The organism is Enterococcus sp. DIV0008, from assembly GCF_050542615.1.
Classification (GTDB): domain Bacteria; phylum Bacillota; class Bacilli; order Lactobacillales; family Enterococcaceae; genus Enterococcus_D; species Enterococcus_D innesii.
In genome coordinates this window covers 1,390,066-1,405,209 of record NZ_CP172937.1, presented here as the reverse complement: position 1 = coordinate 1,405,209, position 15,144 = coordinate 1,390,066, and the positions used below count along the sequence as shown (strand labels likewise).

Below are 15,144 nucleotides of genomic sequence, written 5' to 3'. Positions count from 1 at the left end.
TCTTAAGGCTGATTCTTTCTTTCGATGATCAGATTGATCCCATTCGGATCAGTCAAATGCAAGCGGCTGTCTGTTTCTAACCCATAAGAAACGCCACTTGCCTTTAGATGACTTCGTAATGTAGAAAAAGCCAAAGCTGGCAAAATGATCGTAAAATACGCTAAGCCTAGATCCTTTTCTTCCATAGCTGGAACATTTCTTCCCATCCAAATATTCGATCCGATATGGTGATGATACGCACCAGCAGCAAAAAACTTTGCTTGGCTACCAAAATCTGAAGTCAAACGCATGCCTAAAACTTCTGTGTAGAATTCTTCTGTTTTTGCCAAGTCCGCCACTTTCAAATGGACATGCCCTACCGTAGTGCCAACTGGAAAGGTCGTTTGAGATCGGTCAGCGGCTCCCAGCACGCCTTGTGCGTCCATTTCGACAGTAACGCCTACGATCTCACCGTCTGCTCGAATATCCCATTCACTCTTTGGTTTGTCACGATACACTTCGATCCCGTTTCCTTCTGGATCGGTCAGGTATAACGCTTCACTATACCCATGGTCGCTGGCACCATCGAGGGGGGCTTTGGCCTCCAAATAATGAATCAGCATATTTCCTAGGTCTTTGCGGCTAGGCAAAAGAAATGCCGTATGGAAAAGGCCTGTTTTCCGTGTCAAAGGCAACGGATCGCTTACCTTCTTTAGAACTAAAAGCTCTTGCGCTCCCACGCCTAATCGCGCGTGATCTACACTTTGTTCCAATAAAGTCAGACCGATAACGTCCGAATAAAACTGGCTCATTTTTTCTATGTTTGCTACTTTTAAAACGACTTTACCAATTGCGGCAGTTGCATCGATTTGATAAGTTGATTGACTCATGGTCATCGCTATTTCCTCTTTTCTAAACAGTTAAGTTCACTTGTTACTTTAAGTATAGCACTAACTTTTAGTAAGTAAATAAATCTGCTTGTTTAGCGACGGAGCAATCGACTGCTCGTTGCTTCATAAATCGTGTCTTCAACAGTCGCAAGCAGTGAAGAACCAATTAGTTTTGTATTGCTTCAATCAGTGAAATGGCCGGCTGCATCGCTTCTTCGGTTGTCCCTTCTAACACAACATAACAATATGGCTTGTATTCAGCGGTGATGGCCAATAGTTGTTGATAATCAATCATTCCTTCTCCCAATGGCACTACCTTGATTTTACCATCGATTACTTGATAGTCTTTCAAGTGCATGCAAACGATGGCATCGCCAAAGCGGGAAAAAGCTTCCCTTGTCAAAGCGACTTGCTCTTGATAGTTCTTCGCAGTAATCAGATTGGTTGGATCAAAGATGATCCCTAAATAGTCAGAGGGTACCCGTTCCAGCAATTCTTCGATTCGGTCGATCGATGAGAGTGGATGATTTAAGCCCGCTTCAATTCCTAGCATCACTTGATGTCTCTTAGCCACTTGGACCAAACGCTTGATCACCTGAACCAAATCATCGAAAACGACGTCACTAAAATTTTCCTCGGTATACCCCATATTTGGCAAAACCGAACCAGTTTCACTTGCGACCATAGCTGCATCAAAATATTTGGCATGTGCGAGATAGGTCTCGAATCTGGATAAAATCGCTTCCCGTTCTTCCAGATCAGGATGGATCAGATTACAATAACAACTTAATAAAGCGACCTGAACGTGAGATTGACCAAAAACTCGTTTGAAAAAGCGGCCTAACCCAGGGCTTAATTGCTCTGGCTCTGCCCATTGCGGGAAGGATTTATTTAATGCAAATTGAATATTATGAATGTTTTGAGCGGCAATTTTTTGCGCTAATTCTTCTGGGGACCCATAATTCTTTACGTCATGCCCCCGAACAGTTAGTTGAAACATAGCTTCTCCTTTCTTCACTGCTTTTGAAGCAAAAAGAAGACCAAGCAGCGAATCACTTCAACTGGTCTTGGTCTTCAAATCATTCAGCAGTAGCGGCTCCTCACTTCATCTATTTCTTCTCAATAGATGATCAGAACCTTTTGTGACCTTTATTGTTGTGAACGATAGTCTTCCGTGAACTCGTCAATGATTTGCTGTCCACCATTTCTTAAGAAGGTTTCGATTGCTGTATCAAACCCATCGATCTCGATTTCCCCAGTCATATATTGGTAGTAAGCGTCTGAGATTCCTTCAATCAAGCTTGACCATGAACGATCATAGGTTTCAGAGGTCAGCGATTGTGCAGGATTGATCACCGCAAACTCTTCATTTTCGCGAATCTTTTCATTGGCTAAGTTGACATATGGGTTGCTTGAAGGGAAAACTGTTACTAATTCTGATGGACGAGACGAAGAAAATGGTTGTACTTCTTGTTGCCACTTCGTATCATCTAAACGGACATAAACACCCTCATCATCAATTTCATAATGAACACCTTCGATCCCTTGCGTCATCAAGGTAAACGGCTCTTCGTCCATCAAATCATTGATAAATTTCAAAACAACACGTAAGTCTTCTTCGGTTTCAACATTGTTTTTCGGAATGGCTAACCAACCGCCCATTCCACCATTGGTATCAGAAAGGATACGACGTTCCACATTTTCATGGACGATATCATTGATCAAGACCCATTCCATATGCTCTTCATCAGTACCAGCAGCATCATCAATGTAGTTACGTACTTCTTGCAGACCACTCAATACGATCCCACCACGACCTTGAACGATATAGTTCTTCTGGTCATTTTTCGCCATTACCGCAAAATCAGAATTCATCCAGCCGTTATCATAGATATTACGGAACCATTCCATTGCTTCTTTGTATTCTGGTTGCATAAAGGATGGCATCACTTCATCATCATCCGTGATCGTAAACCAATTGTCTGCGCCAAAGTAACCAGAAAGTGAACGGAAACCAACGTTAAAGGACTCATCACGCTCTACGAAACCAACCGTATCATCTACACCGTTGCCATCTGGATCACCTTCCGTAAAGGCCTGAGCGACAGCCGCTAATTCTTCTAATGTCGATGGCACGTCCAAGCCTAAATTATCCAACCAATCTTTTCTGACAAGGACGCCATAACGAGCGATCGGTTTTAAAAACGGAACACCATAGATATGACCATCGATCCGCGAGGACTCTAAGCGATCCTCAGAAATTTCTGCCAAATTGGGAAACTCTTCTAAATACGGTTCCACATCCCAGAACATCCCGGACGCTAGCGAGCTCCGGACGGTCGTGTTATTGATTTCTGTCAGACTAACGATATCTGCTAAAGAATTTGATGCTAATGCTGCATTCAAGCGTTCTGTTTTTGATGCGTCCGGCACCCAAGTGAAATCGATCTCGATCCCTGTATATTCTTCTAATTTTTGCGTCACATCCCCAGACGGAGGCGAAGCGGTATGCAACATCGCCATCCAAGAAATGCTTGATTTTGTTTCACCTTCTGTACCTTCAGATGAACCTCCGCCATCGCCGCAGCCTGCTAAAAACAGTCCGGCACATAATAATAAACTTGCAACTTTCAACTTTTTCATTTGTTAACCTTCTTTCTCTATTTTTAGGGAGCCATCATCGCGCTGATCTTTCCCTTGATACGTAAAATATTCAAAATCGGCATAGCTTCCGGCAAAGTGATCTAAATCATGCGCACTGATTCCTATGAAATTCCCCGTAAAACCACCAGACAAGAACTGAATGTTTTGCTTTTTAAAGGGATGCCACGTTTGTGATTGCCGATAGAACCATTGGGCTTCTAGATAAGAACCGACTACTTTCAATCTGATTGGCTCACTTGCAGCAGCGAGGGGCAATTTATCTGGGAACAAGTGAAATTCTCCTTCACAACAGCGCAGCAACCGAAGGACCTTGCCTGCTTCTTCATCATAGGTCACATAGAAAAACAAATAGTTTTCTTCGTTTAAGAAAAGCGACAATCCAGCCATCTGGTTAAACGATTGGGGTTGATATTCCATCACTGTTTCAGCTTCAAAACAAAAGTCTTGTTGGCGAATCGCTAATAAGTGCTTATGAAAGTTCGATTGCATCGATTCTCCACCGATCAATCGCAAATACCCTGGTCGCTCAGTCAGATTGCACCACTGTTCATTGGGCAGCAATCGTCTACCGTTCCATGCTTTTTGCAACGATCCTTGAAAATCATCAACAAAAACAGCAGGTGATGTCTCTTGCTTCTGAACCTCGCTAGCGAGCCTGATGGTTTGATCTGGGATCGTATCATCATTGCTAAGACGCAGCCATCCTTCGTGATCCCAATAGACGGTTTGGAGTGCCGTCTCTCGTCCAAGGATCGCTGCCCCTGCTACTGGCCGAGTCATCAAATAGCTCATGACCCATTCTCCTGATGGCGCAATCGTCAAACTGCCATGACCTGTACATTGAAAGGGGGAATTTTTTCGCTGATAGGCACGCATCATGGGAAAATGCGGGTCTACTTCATAAGGCCCAGTGATGGTCTTACTACGACAAACCGTTACCGCATGACCTGCACCCGTTCCTCCTTCTGCCGTCAGTAAGTAATAAAACTCGTTATGGTAATAAAGATGTGGTGCTTCAGTCTTCGCCAGCTGGGTTCCAGAAAAAATTGGCACTCTGTTACCGATCAAGCGGCCTTGTGCTTCAGAGTATTCCTGGAGCACGATCCCTACCGATTTATTTGGTGTATCCTTACGATAATCCCAAAGCGCATTCAATAACCAGATACGTCCCTCTTGATCATGAAACAAGGAAGGATCAAAGCCACTACCATTTAAGTAAATGGGTTCACTCCATGGCCCATGAATCGTAGGAGCCGTGATGAGATAGTTTCGACAGTCTTTGAAGGGACGTGTCGTGTTGCGAACATTTGTATAGACACAATAGTATTGTCCGTTTGCGTAACTGATTTGCGGTGCCCAAATGCTGCAATTTGCTGCGTTGCCTAATAAATCCACTTGATTGGTCAGAATATCTGTTTCATGGGACCAATTGACTAGATCTTGAGAACAGTAGACCCGGATTCCTGGTAACCACTCAAAAGAAGAAACCGCTAAATAATAAGTATCCTCGACTTTTAAAATACTCGGATCAGGATGAAACCCTCTTAAAATCGGATTATTGATCATTGCCTTCATGCAACCCCTCCTTGTTTGCTGACTGTGTCCGTTGTTTTTTTCTTGTGTCGGTCATCACGATGGAGAAAACAAAAACCCGCCGCTAAAAAGAAACAAAAGGCAATCGGAAAAGCGATCATTTGACTACCAATCAATGTCACGACACCAGTCAAAAAATAAAGAACACACGCTTGTTTTCGATAATTACGATAGCGAACAAGCATCGTCGCCACTGAAACCAATATCAGGAGTGCCAACAGCGTGAAGCCAAACCAAGCACCGAGTGTTTGAAATTGCGCCAATGCTGCTTCTGCCGTCATTTGCTTCAGTACAGTAGGAAACGCACGTTGAAAGATCTCTTCGAACTGCTGGACAGTCATTTGATTGATCACCAAGGAAAAGCCGCCCATAAACACCAGAGCGAGAACCATCCCGATCCAGCCAGACCATTTTGCCTTGCTCATTTTTCTATCACTCCTTCGATAGTCACCCATTCAGGACGTTGGAGACTTCTTTGGTAACAACACATTCGCTCCGTGAACGCGACCGTTTGGTGGCTTGCTGCTTTTCCCCAATCAGACCAGCCGCAAGGGACGAGCTGTTGATCAAAGCAGCAGGATAAAAAGGTGACTTTGGCGTCATTGCGCCAAGGACGGCCTAAATAATAGACTTTGTCCCCTGTCACCCGACACCGATCGAAGGTTAACCCGCTTGCTTGTTTGCTAGTTGAGGCAGCAGTAATGTAGTTCGTTTGTAGTGTATTTTTACAATGCAAGCGACACTCTTCAAAGATGGCGGAACCACCGCCAAAAATAAAATCGACTGTTCCACTGATCCTGCAATGCAAAAACAAACTCTGTTGTTGGTCAAAGATTGTTTTTCGCCAAGGACTGATCATTGGTTCGCCCTCTTTGGTATATTTTGGCAATGGTCCCAGGCACAAGGTATCTTGAAAAGCATCGAGATGACAGTGTTCGAAGCGTATGTCATCCCCTTCGATATAGGCGGCAACTGCTTGCCCGACTGCTTGCCCATACCCTGCGTCATTGATGATGGTCAGGTTCTTTACAAAGACTTCTCGGCTATTGATAAAGAGCGTCGCTGTTTGAAAGGTTCCTCTTTTTTGCCCATTCTCATCGGTTTGCTCGGCAGCCAAGTGGTAGCATAAGAACGTGTTGGGTTCCGCGATCAACGTAAGCTGGTTTTTATAGATTTTCACCTGTTCCTGGTACACGCCAGAGGCGATCGTGATCTCACAAGGTGCGTTTAAGGCTTCAGCAGCCAGCACAGCTGCTTGGATACTCGTAAAATCACCCTTTTGCGGGTCTTTACTAACCTTTAGCTTGATAGGAGGTGCTGTTTTAGAAATTCGATCCACTGCGCTCTCATCTCCTTGGTTTCTTCATGACCACCTGGCAAGCTGCGCGCCTGCCAATGCTCCTTGTAGCCCATTGCTTCATAATGCTGCCCGACCTGTTGATCCAAACGAGCGACGCCGCTTGAGGGGCATCCACGATCTTTTTTGCCAACCAAACTCAAACGCGGGCGTGGTGCAATCTGTTTTTGGATCGCCGCAGTCGTAAAGTCTTTCAACACATTAGGAACATAATAGTAAAACCCATGTTTGCTTAGACGGTCCTCTTCGATCAATGCTTGATAGTCCACTTGTGCTGCCATGTCCACCACCACTGATATCCGTTCATCAAGCGCTGCCAACCACCAACTCATCAAGCCGCCCATGGAAAGTCCCAATGTGGCGATAGCGGAATGTTTCACTTCTTTGCGGGAAGCAAGATACGTCAAAAACTGTTGATTGTCATAGATTCGCTGCCCCCATAACGTTTTGCCTTGCAAGAGAAATCGCTTGTAGCTATCATTTTCACCATTTTTTCGTTCGCCAAAGCCCCACATATCGATTACCCCAACGGCGACGCCCAACTTCATAAATGTAGCGAATAGGCTTTCTTTTTGCATATAACACGGACTTTGTCGCAGTTCTTCTTTCCCTAGCGTGAAGTCACCGCCATGAGAATGATTGAACAAAACGAGTGGAACAGGTTGCTGAGAGCTAGGATAAACAAAGTATGCAGGGACATCTTCTTCTTGATTTAATCGTAGAAGTAAATGTTCCAAGGTATAATTTTGCACCTGCTCTTTTGTTTGCTGAACCACTTGTGGTGCAACTTTCATATCAGGACCTAGCAGCTGAAGTAACTGAGGATCCCTCACAAAAAATCTCCTTGAAATGCCAGAGGCTGACGATTCTCAAATGACTGTGTGACGGTGATTTCCCGACTATTCTCGATATGGAACGCTTCAGTTACGCCTTCCAAATTGATACGATCAAACTGAATATTCCGTCCACAGCCAATATAAAAGCCTTGTTTTGTCATCTCTTCGATACCTGTCATCATTGCAGGCTTTCCTGGAATTGGGTGTTCAGCCATAGAGATGGCAATATCTTGGAAAGTGATATCTGAAATAAATTGTTCAGCCAAGCCATAAACAAATCCAGCAGCCGCATGGACATTCCGAGCCGAGATATTTGCAAAATGAATTCTCCGGAAATGAGGGGTTTCCTCGGTGATCGGGTACGGATTTTTATCCCAAACATACTTCTCTTTGCCTTTCGGTCCACAGAAATAGTAAAGATTTAAAGTGAATGGACAGATGACATTATCCATCACAATGTTATTCACTCGAATATCTTCGATCGTTCCGCCACGTCCACGACGGGATTTCAAACGAATCCCACGATCGGTATCTTGAAAAATACAATTACTGATGGTGACATTACGAATATCGCCGCTCATCTCACTACCTAGAACGACTGCCCCATGCCCATGAAGCATATGGCAATTTACGATCGTGATATTCTCACAGGCGACCCGTTCTTTAGTGTCCTCCGTTCCTGATTTGATTGCGATGCAATCATCGCCAACATCAATATGACAGTTACTGATGCGGACATTTTTACAAGATTCAGGATCGATCCCATCCGTATTTGGCGAATCCGCTGGATTTTTGATGCGAAGATTATCGATCGTTAGATCTTGGCAAAGAATCGGATTGACGGTCCAACTTGGTGAATCGACAAGACGGATATCTTTCAACGTAATTTGTTGGCAAGAGTCAAAACTGATTAATTTTGGTCGTGGATAAGCAAGCTCTTCACGGTTTTCTCGAAAGGTTTTCCACCATCTTTGCCCTTGTCCATCAAGCATTCCTAGTCCTGTGACAGCGATATTTTCCGCATTCTCGGCATATAAACAAGAGGCATAAACTTCCCGTTTGACCCCTTCCCAGCGAGACACGACAACGGGATAGTCTTTGGGATCATCAGAAAATACTAAGGTCGCCCCCAATAGTAGGTGCAGTTCAATGTTACTTTTTAAAAAGAGCGCACCTGTCGGATAGCGTCCTGCAGAAAAAGTGATTCTGCCTCCTCCTTGTTGATGCAATTCATCAATTTTTTCTTGAATCGCTTCTGTCAACAGACCTTCTTTTCCTTGTAAATCAGCTGTAGTTAATTGGATATTCATTTCTTGCTTCCTTCCTCCGTTAGTGGTTGCAGCAGTAAACTTGCTTGTAAAAAGGCACCGTATCCTTTGAAATCATTCGTGATAACGGGTTCACTGATATAGTAAACAAACGTACCATCCCGATTATCTGGTCCACCAAGACCAGCAACTTCACAGTTTCTGATCAAATTCAACCAGCCTTCTTTTGTTAAAAAGACAAACTCATCCAGCAATCCTTGATAGGTTTCTTGGGCAAACACTTGCCATTTTTGATCGATGATCCCTGCTTTGACTGCTTTCGCTGTTGCGTAACAAATCATTGAAGAAGCGGATGCTTCTAAATAATTCCCACGCTCACTGCCTTTATCTAAGACTTGATACCACACTTTTTTCTGGGGATCTCTTACTTTAGCAAGAGCTTCTAGACAGGAGACAAACATGTTTTCTAATGGATTCTTCTGCTCTGACTTCCCTAATAGCACCATCGTATCTGCGAGAGCCATCATGAACCATCCCATTGACCGTCCCCAGAAATTTTTTGAACAACCGGTCTCAGGATGTGCCCACGGCTGGACTTTTTGTTCATCCCACGCGTGATACAAAAGACCCGTTTTTGGATCTAGGGTATGCGTAAAGCATAAGGTGAATTGCTTGATGACATCTTCCAATGCTTCTTCTTTCTCAAATGTCCGTGCGTATTCTGTTAGAAATGGGGCCCCCATATATAAGCCATCTAACCACATTTGATATGGATAGATTTTTTTATGCCAGAACCCGCCTTCGCTTGTTCTTGGCATCTGCCGTAATTGTTGATACAGCGTGTCCAAGGCGATCTTGTATTTTGAAGCACCTGTTTCTTTGTATAGTAAGAATAAACATTTGCCATTATTGATGTAATCAATATTCATCGCATCCATCTGATAATTTTTGATACGACCGTCTTCGTCAATATAAAAATCCATCGTGTTTTGGATATAGTCGAAATAGCGTTTGTCACCAGTCTGTTCATAGGCTTCTTTCACGCCTTGTAAAACAACCCCGATGTCATAGGACCATTTTCCGTGATAAATTTTTTCTTTGCATAAGTAGTCATAGCGCTCAAATAACGTGTTCAAAGCAATTTCCGAATAGTTCTTCATGTACGATACTTCCTTTTATTGTAGTCTCCTCAATTCATAGAGCTGTTTTCAATGAATCTGTTTTACTGGCTGTATTTCATGAGGGTTCAGCTTGTTTTGCTATTTCCAGGTGTTCTCTAGTGACTGTTTTGTTCACGAACCAGTAAAAGTCTTTGAGCCGTTTTCTTTAGATAATGACCTCATCTCCTTTACTGGCAACGGTTTGCTCCGTAGTCGATGCCGCTTTTGAAACCACCTGATCTGTTTCAATTGGGTGGATATCTTGAAGAATTTTTTTACCAGCAAGGGCAAAAACACCACCAACTAAGCTACTCCCCATCAAAAAGAGACCGATCAAGAAATAACTGCCAAGGACTAAATATCCAAGGATCAAAATCGTCCAACTAATGATCGAATAATGCAGATAGCCTAAACCTAACAAGGCACTCCCCCGCAGGATCTCAAGCACGGTCGCAAAGTTGGTAGCCGCCATGACGGTATACACGTGCATGAATAAAAAGAGGAACGCAATCAAAAAGAGGACATTCGCCACTTGGATAAACCATGGAAATGGCGCGAATATATTGGTGATCACGATTGCTGCGATAATCAAAAACAACCAACTGATCAGCACCGATTGCCGGAACCGTTCTTTACTATAGTAGAAAAAACTTTTGATCAAAGGCGGTCGTTCATGAAGACGAAGCCAGCGATCATAATATTTCATCATGGCATACGACGCAGGGCCAATGCCAAAGAGGATGCCTCCCAGGAGAGTCACACTTAGCCAAAGAAAGTGAAGGGCGATCAGCGTCAAAAATGCGAGTAATCCTTCGTTGATTTTCGTGATCTTTTCGATCGTCATGTGATCCCTTCTTTCTTAATAAATCCCGTCTTCGCCAATTTTTTTCGCCAAACGATTGGCAAAGATGACAAGAATCAAGCCAACAAGTCCTTTAAACAGCCCAACAGCTGTCGAGTAACTCAATTGACCATTTTGAATCCCGGCGGTATAGACAAAGGTATCAAAGATTTGGGCAACCTCACGGTTCATAGAGTTCATCAACAAGAACATATGCTCAAATCCCATATCTAAGATTGAACCGATCTTTAAAATCAATAAGGTTACGATCGTCGGACGAATACAAGGCAATGTGATATGCCACATTTTTCGTAGCTTGCCAGCCCCATCCATATCCGCCGCTTCATAAAGCTGTTCATCAACATTGGTAATAGCGGCTAGATAAACGATCGTCCCCCAACCGGCACCTTTCCAAAGGTCTTGGAAAATGTACATTGGACGCAACCACGTGCGACTTGTTAGAAACGGGATACGTTCGCCACCAAGACTTTCGATCATGTTATTGATCACACCACCTTCTGTCGTTAATAAAACATAGAAGATGGAAACAACGATGACCCACGACATAAAATGAGGCAAATAAATGATGGTTTGAATCCCTTTTTTCAAACGGCGATTGTTTACTTCATTTAGCATAAGTGCCAATACTATAGGAAAAGGGAAGGAAATCGTGATATTTAAGAAGAACATGATCAATGTATTGCGCATCAACATCACGAAGGTATCTTCAGTAAAGAGCCGAATAAAATGAGTGAATCCAACAAAGGGGCTTCCTAGAATCCCCAAGAATGGTTGGTAGTCTTGAAAAGCGATGACTAACCCGCCCATCGGTATGTAACGGAAAATAAGAAAATATAAAATCCCCGGCAATACCATAATATAGAGGGCACGATTTTTTCTGATTTGCGCCCATTTTTTCTTTTTCAGCCGCAGCCGCTGTTCTTCTTCATTTAGTGGTGAGAAGTAATTATCAACTTTTGTTTCCATATTGTTCCTCCGATTTTTTTTGATTTGATAGTCCCATGGTAGCGTGAAAAAAAGATAACGTATATAATCATTTTCTCAGCTTTGAAAAGGCATACATTTTTTAGGATTATCTCGCAGTCGAATTGGATAATCCTTTATTTATCAACGTTTGTCATTATTGTGATTTTTTTAACATGTAAAAGTGATTATATACGTTGTCCCCGCCTCATGATACGTTGGAAGTACCTATTTAAGTAAAAAAAGATGGAGGTTTTTTCTATGCAACAAACCCTGAAAAAAACGAACCGCCCGAAAAGTGAACGGGTCGTTCAAGGATTTATTATTGGCTTTCTACTACTCTTCACCTTAACGTGTCTCTTACCTTTTCTAAACATTCTCGGAAGCTCCTTTGCTTCTTCTTCTGAGATCGCGACACGAACATTTATCATTATCCCTCGTGAATTTAGCTTAAATGCTTACCGGTATATTCTCTCGACACCCACGATTTTTACCAGTATTGGTGTTTCCCTTTTTGTGACCATCGTCGGAACAGTTCTTTCAATGATCTTGACCTCTTTTATGGCCTATGCTCTTTCAAGAAAATATTTGCATGGACGCGGCATCTTCAACTTTATTGTCGTATTTACCATGTTGTTTAGCGGTGGGATGATCCCAAGTTTTATTTTGGTACAAAGCCTCGGCTTGATCGATTCTCTCTGGGCACTGATCTTACCGAGTGCGATCAGTGCATATAATATGATCATTATGAGAAACTTTTTCCAAGGAATTCCTGATAGTTTAGAAGAATCAGCAAAAATGGATGGTTGCTCTGATTGGGGCGTCTTTTTCCGTATCATCTTACCCCTTTCCTTACCATCGATTGCGACGATCTCTTTGTTCTACGCTGTTAGTTATTGGAATACTTATCAATCAGCGATTTTGTACATCAATGATTCAGCGAAATGGCCGATCCAAGTGCTCCTTCGACAAATCGTGATCGTCTCCAGCGGGATGAACGCCGATGCCGCGAGTGTCGATGTTGTCCCCCCAGCACAATCCGTAAAAATGGCCGTGATCGTCGTTGCGACGCTGCCAATGTTGATCGCCTATCCATTTGTTCAGAAGTATTTCGTGAAAGGGGCAATGGTTGGTTCCGTCAAAGGGTAACCAACAGGCAGCCAAGAAAAACGCGCTTTTTGATCGTTAATCAAAAAGCGCGTTTTTCTTTTATTCTTTGGAACGTTTGCGATACTCTCCGGGCGTCATCTGTTCTTTCTTTTTGAAAAAGCGGATGAAGTTTTGAGAGTTAGTATATTGAAGGTTGGCGGCGATTTCCTTGATCGTCATATCCGTTTCCCGCAACCATTTTTTGGCGATTTGCAACCGATAATTTTGTAAGTAATCGGCAAAATTGATGGATAATTCCTTTTTAAACACATTACTTAAGTAATTGGCATTATAATGCAGCTGTTCAGCAATGCTATCTAAGGAAAGATCCTGATCGTATTGTTGGTGTACGATCAAGACCATCTTTTCAGACAAGGAGCGAATTTCTCGATCTGTTTTGGCTTGTGTCGTTTCAACGATAGGTAAAACTAACTCTTGATAGATGCTTTGCTCAACTTTGACTAAGCTGGTTTGGTTGAGCACGGATTGATAAACTTTACGACTATTTTGCAAGCTGGTATGATCTGCTCCTAAAAGTTGCCCTAGCTGAACGATACTGTTGATCAACTTAAACAAGGCGCTTTCAATCGTCAACGGATTTTTATTTTCATGGATGATTTCCCGTACAACTTCCGTGTAACTCGCTTTGATGGTCGCTAGCTCCCCACTACGCATCGCATCCAAAAAGGTACTTTCTGCTTCTCTAGGGTATTGAACGATCGCGTTCTTGTCCAATTGTGCCGCAATGTCGTCAAAAAAGATAATGACTTCTTCCCCTAAATTCATTCGATAGTGCAAGGCTTCTTTGGCGTTATCAACCGCTAATTTGGTTTCTACGAGGCGGTCGTAGGATTGTGAGACCCCACAACTTATTTTAATTCTTAAATAGTCTTTTGCCGCTTGATGGATCTTTTGACAATAGGTCAATACTTGTTTTTGATCAATCGTTTTCGGAAGTTTTAAAATCGTTCCTTGGGTTTCTTGACTAGAGATGATTGGCTGAAAACGCAAATTCGCCGGAATGATCTCAGAAACGAGATTCTCAATGGCAAGCAAGAAAATATCACTGGTCGCTGTTTCTCGCCCACACAAATCATCGATTTGAATCAGTAATACGGCAAAGTGTTCCGTTTCGGATACTTCATACCCAAATTGTGACAGTTTTAAGTGAATATCTGCTTCTGAGATACAGCCGCGAAACAAGTTTAATAAAAACAAGGATTCTAACTCGGGCTTTTGATGTTCAACTTTAACAGCAAGATCATGGTTTTGATGCAAGACTTGGTCGATATCGGAAATCAATTGATTGACTTCTAATTTTTGACCTTGTTTTTTGGGCTTTAAAAGCTCTCCGATCCGATTGATGGGTGAAGTAGCCACGATCGCAATGCGATAAGATACTAATAAAAACAGGAAAATCAATAGACTACCAATCACGATCAAACCGCTTCTTAACTCACGAATTGCTTGCGAAACACTGGCTGGCGCCAGACGGATCACATGATACCACTGATTGTAATCCGATTGTGTGACCACATACTTGTTGTTTTCTTTGTCAGTGAAGATGCCATCGCCGTGGGCAGCTGTGACCATTGTTTCGTGTAAGTCAGGATCGATCACTTCACCATTATCGAAAAGCAGTTGTCCATCCGCATGAAAAATATTCAGAAAGGAATCATCATGATCTGCCACCAACTGCGCAATGGTATGGTCTTGGATTTCAGCGATCCCCAAAGCAGTGGTTTCCTGCCGAAACACAGGCAACGTCATTACCATTTTTAAATAACCGTCTTCTGGCAACCAATACAAGTAGCGTTGGTTGTCGATCAGCGCTTGAAAAGCAGCGAATTCTGTATCATCGATCTGTTTTAAGGAGCCTTCTTCGATTTTCCAATGCTGATTCAAATTCACCAATTGGTAGCTGGCGTTTTCGATCCCCATCACACCAATGTAAGCCAGTTGCGAATTGATCTCGCGCACTTGTCGATAATTCGTCACGGAAAACGGCTGTTCCATCGTATCGGAAAAACTTTGAGTACTGCTATATGTAGAAAAGGCATACTCCACCATCTGAATTTTTTGATCCAGATTTTGTTTGACTTGGTTGACCAAATTATGTTGACTTTGCAAAAAGGTTTCTTGAATGTTTTGATACGTTCGATGATAAATGACTCCACTAAAGCCGATAATTAAAGCGCTACCAATCAAAGAGACCCAAATGAAAATTTTATAGAACAAGTTGGACGTTTGATGATAGCTTAAAAAGAATTTCATAGACTCCCTCCCATTACCTAACTATCTTCTTTTATACTAGCACATCCCAGAAAAAGTTCCTATGTTATTTTGAAAAATGTTTCACGTGTGCATCCTTGGTGTATTGACATTCTCGTGGGAACAAGCTATGCTTGAATCAAGCAAAAAGG

The 15,144-nt window shown here is 42.7% G+C and carries 13 protein-coding genes; 1 reads left to right on the top strand and 12 read right to left on the bottom strand.

Annotated elements, in window-relative coordinates:
- Window positions 1-2 precede the first annotated feature (2 nt).
- The 11 genes from IGI84_RS06725 to IGI84_RS06675 all read right to left on the bottom strand — a co-directional run bounded on the left by IGI84_RS06725 (window position 3) and on the right by IGI84_RS06675 (window position 11,575).
- Window positions 3-875 (bottom strand): VOC family protein, encoded by an 873-nt coding sequence (locus IGI84_RS06725; protein ID WP_200125019.1) that lies wholly within the window; start codon window positions 873-875, stop codon window positions 3-5.
- 160 nt (window positions 876-1,035) lie between these two features.
- Complete coding sequence (locus tag IGI84_RS06720; protein ID WP_200125301.1) at window positions 1,036-1,869, bottom strand: sugar phosphate isomerase/epimerase family protein; 834 nt, start codon at window positions 1,867-1,869, stop codon at window positions 1,036-1,038.
- A 149-nt stretch (window positions 1,870-2,018) separates the two neighbouring features.
- Window positions 2,019-3,512 carry an extracellular solute-binding protein gene (locus tag IGI84_RS06715; protein WP_086292580.1) on the bottom strand — a complete coding sequence of 498 codons (1,494 nt, stop codon included), beginning with the start codon at window positions 3,510-3,512 and terminating at the stop codon, window positions 2,019-2,021.
- A 3-nt stretch (window positions 3,513-3,515) separates the two neighbouring features.
- A complete protein-coding gene (locus IGI84_RS06710; protein ID WP_200125021.1) occupies window positions 3,516-5,108 on the bottom strand; it encodes a glycoside hydrolase family 43 protein in 1,593 nt (530 codons plus the stop codon).
- Complete coding sequence (locus IGI84_RS06705) at window positions 5,105-5,551, bottom strand: DUF4064 domain-containing protein (RefSeq protein WP_200125022.1); 447 nt, start codon at window positions 5,549-5,551, stop codon at window positions 5,105-5,107. The genes IGI84_RS06710 and IGI84_RS06705 overlap by 4 nt, the downstream gene beginning before the upstream one ends.
- Window positions 5,548-6,465, bottom strand: a complete 918-nt coding sequence (locus IGI84_RS06700) for a pectinesterase family protein (RefSeq protein WP_200125024.1) — start codon at window positions 6,463-6,465, stop codon at window positions 5,548-5,550. The genes IGI84_RS06705 and IGI84_RS06700 overlap by 4 nt, the downstream gene beginning before the upstream one ends.
- Window positions 6,426-7,316: a dienelactone hydrolase family protein gene (locus tag IGI84_RS06695; RefSeq protein ID WP_077453824.1), complete on the bottom strand. Its 891-nt coding sequence runs from the start codon at window positions 7,314-7,316 to the stop codon at window positions 6,426-6,428. Before IGI84_RS06695 ends, IGI84_RS06700 begins: the two co-directional genes overlap by 40 nt.
- Complete coding sequence (locus IGI84_RS06690) at window positions 7,313-8,629, bottom strand: glycoside hydrolase family 28 protein (protein ID WP_200125026.1); 1,317 nt, start codon at window positions 8,627-8,629, stop codon at window positions 7,313-7,315. Before IGI84_RS06690 ends, IGI84_RS06695 begins: the two co-directional genes overlap by 4 nt.
- Entirely contained in the window at window positions 8,626-9,747 is a 1,122-nt protein-coding gene (locus tag IGI84_RS06685) for a glycoside hydrolase family 88/105 protein (protein ID WP_200125028.1), read from the bottom strand. Before IGI84_RS06685 ends, IGI84_RS06690 begins: the two co-directional genes overlap by 4 nt.
- A 166-nt stretch (window positions 9,748-9,913) precedes the next feature.
- The gene (locus tag IGI84_RS06680) at window positions 9,914-10,591 is read right to left on the bottom strand and encodes a YesL family protein (protein ID WP_077453827.1); all 678 of its coding nucleotides are present in this window, start codon (window positions 10,589-10,591) and stop codon (window positions 9,914-9,916) included.
- A gap of 15 nt (window positions 10,592-10,606) precedes the next feature.
- The gene (locus IGI84_RS06675) at window positions 10,607-11,575 is read right to left on the bottom strand and encodes an ABC transporter permease (protein ID WP_077453828.1); all 969 of its coding nucleotides are present in this window, start codon (window positions 11,573-11,575) and stop codon (window positions 10,607-10,609) included.
- A 258-nt stretch (window positions 11,576-11,833) separates the two neighbouring features.
- On the opposite strand from IGI84_RS06675, the gene IGI84_RS06670 reads away from it, so the two are divergent.
- Complete coding sequence (locus tag IGI84_RS06670) at window positions 11,834-12,721, top strand: carbohydrate ABC transporter permease (RefSeq protein ID WP_015509917.1); 888 nt, start codon at window positions 11,834-11,836, stop codon at window positions 12,719-12,721.
- A gap of 60 nt (window positions 12,722-12,781) precedes the next feature.
- On the opposite strand, the gene IGI84_RS06665 is transcribed toward IGI84_RS06670, so the two are convergent.
- Window positions 12,782-14,995: an AraC family transcriptional regulator gene (locus tag IGI84_RS06665; protein ID WP_200125030.1), complete on the bottom strand. Its 2,214-nt coding sequence runs from the start codon at window positions 14,993-14,995 to the stop codon at window positions 12,782-12,784.
- Between the last annotated feature and the right edge of the window lie 149 nt (window positions 14,996-15,144).

What these genes read in the sequence shown, in the direction of transcription:
- IGI84_RS06725 (WP_200125019.1), bottom strand. Translation starts at nt 875, where the DNA reads ATGACCATGAGTCAATCAACTTATCAAATCGATGCAACTGCCGCAATT.
- IGI84_RS06720 (WP_200125301.1), bottom strand. Translation starts at nt 1,869, where the DNA reads ATGTTTCAACTAACTGTTCGGGGGCATGACGTAAAGAATTATGGGTCC.
- IGI84_RS06715 (WP_086292580.1), bottom strand. Translation starts at nt 3,512, where the DNA reads ATGAAAAAGTTGAAAGTTGCAAGTTTATTATTATGTGCCGGACTGTTT.
- IGI84_RS06710 (WP_200125021.1), bottom strand. Translation starts at nt 5,108, where the DNA reads ATGAAGGCAATGATCAATAATCCGATTTTAAGAGGGTTTCATCCTGAT.
- IGI84_RS06705 (WP_200125022.1), bottom strand. Translation starts at nt 5,551, where the DNA reads ATGAGCAAGGCAAAATGGTCTGGCTGGATCGGGATGGTTCTCGCTCTG.
- IGI84_RS06690 (WP_200125026.1), bottom strand. Translation starts at nt 8,629, where the DNA reads ATGAATATCCAATTAACTACAGCTGATTTACAAGGAAAAGAAGGTCTG.
- IGI84_RS06685 (WP_200125028.1), bottom strand. Translation starts at nt 9,747, where the DNA reads ATGAAGAACTATTCGGAAATTGCTTTGAACACGTTATTTGAGCGCTAT.
- IGI84_RS06680 (WP_077453827.1), bottom strand. Translation starts at nt 10,591, where the DNA reads ATGACGATCGAAAAGATCACGAAAATCAACGAAGGATTACTCGCATTT.
- IGI84_RS06675 (WP_077453828.1), bottom strand. Translation starts at nt 11,575, where the DNA reads ATGGAAACAAAAGTTGATAATTACTTCTCACCACTAAATGAAGAAGAA.
- IGI84_RS06670 (WP_015509917.1), top strand. Translation starts at nt 11,834, where the DNA reads ATGCAACAAACCCTGAAAAAAACGAACCGCCCGAAAAGTGAACGGGTC.
- IGI84_RS06665 (WP_200125030.1), bottom strand. Translation starts at nt 14,995, where the DNA reads ATGAAATTCTTTTTAAGCTATCATCAAACGTCCAACTTGTTCTATAAA.